Source organism: Weizmannia agrestimuris (assembly GCF_943193165.1).
Classification (GTDB): domain Bacteria; phylum Bacillota; class Bacilli; order Bacillales; family Bacillaceae_C; genus Weizmannia; species Weizmannia faecalis.
Genome location: NZ_CALPDC010000104.1, coordinates 1 through 1,000, shown reverse-complemented (window position 1 = coordinate 1,000; position 1,000 = coordinate 1). Strand labels below are relative to the sequence as shown.

The 1,000-nt window shown below is 35.9% G+C and carries 1 protein-coding gene; it reads left to right on the top strand.

Going from position 1 to position 1,000, the window contains the following annotated elements:
* Positions 1–110: 110 nt before the first annotated feature.
* A partial coding sequence (locus tag NFR98_RS15745; protein WP_251460592.1) for an RNA-guided endonuclease TnpB family protein occupies positions 111–1,000 on the top strand: 890 nt, incomplete at its 3' end.

The window sequence follows — 1,000 nt, the reverse complement described above, 5'->3', positions numbered from 1 at the left end:
GGTGTACATTTAGATGATAGAGTGTCTTCCTATTTTTTTCCACTCATCTGCCCCTGCGAGTAAAATTTTACACATACGAAATTTTTCCGCACAAAGTGAGGTGAATTGATATGGCCAAGCAAAACAAAGCTTTCAAGTTTCGTTTGTTACCAAACAAAGAACAATCCGCATTATTAGCTAAGACATTTGGTTGTGTTCGCTTTGTCTACAATAAGATGTTAGCTGAACGCAAAGAAACGTATGAAAAGTTCAAGGATGATAAAGAATTGCTTAAAAAGCAAAAGTTTCCGACTCCTGCAAAATATAAAAGTGAATTTCCATTCCTAAAAGAAGTGGATTCTTTAGCTTTGGCAAATGCACAAATGAACTTACAGACTGCTTATAAGAATTTCTTTGAAGGAAATGCGGATTTTCCAAAGTTCAAAAATCGTAAAGCAAAACAATCCTATACAACTAATATGGTCAACGGAAATATTAAGCTAGAAAATGGTCATATCAAACTGCCAAAAATCAAAAAGCCAATAAAAATGAAACAGCATAGAGAGATACCTGCTGATTATAAAATCAAATCTTGCACTATTTCTAAAACAAAGACAGGCAAATACTACATTTCAATTTTGACAGAATATGAGAAAGATATTCGTCCAGTTAAAATACAGAAAGTTGTTGGTTTGGATTTTGCTATGGATGGTCTATATGTCGAGAGTGAACAGGGTAAGAAAGCCAATTACCCACGTTACTATCGGCAAGCCTTAGATAAATTAGCAAAAGCACAACGAATTCTTTCTCGAAGAAAGAAAGGTTCTGCACGTTGGAACAAGCAACGACTAGTAGTGGCTAAGTTACATGAGAAAGTGGCGAACCAACGCATGAATTTTCTTCATCATAAGTCAAAAGAATTAGCTTCTAACTTTGATGCTGTCGTGATTGAGGACTTGAACATGAAAGGGATGTCTCAAGCCCTTCACTTTGGGAAAAGCGTTCATGATAACGGCTGGGG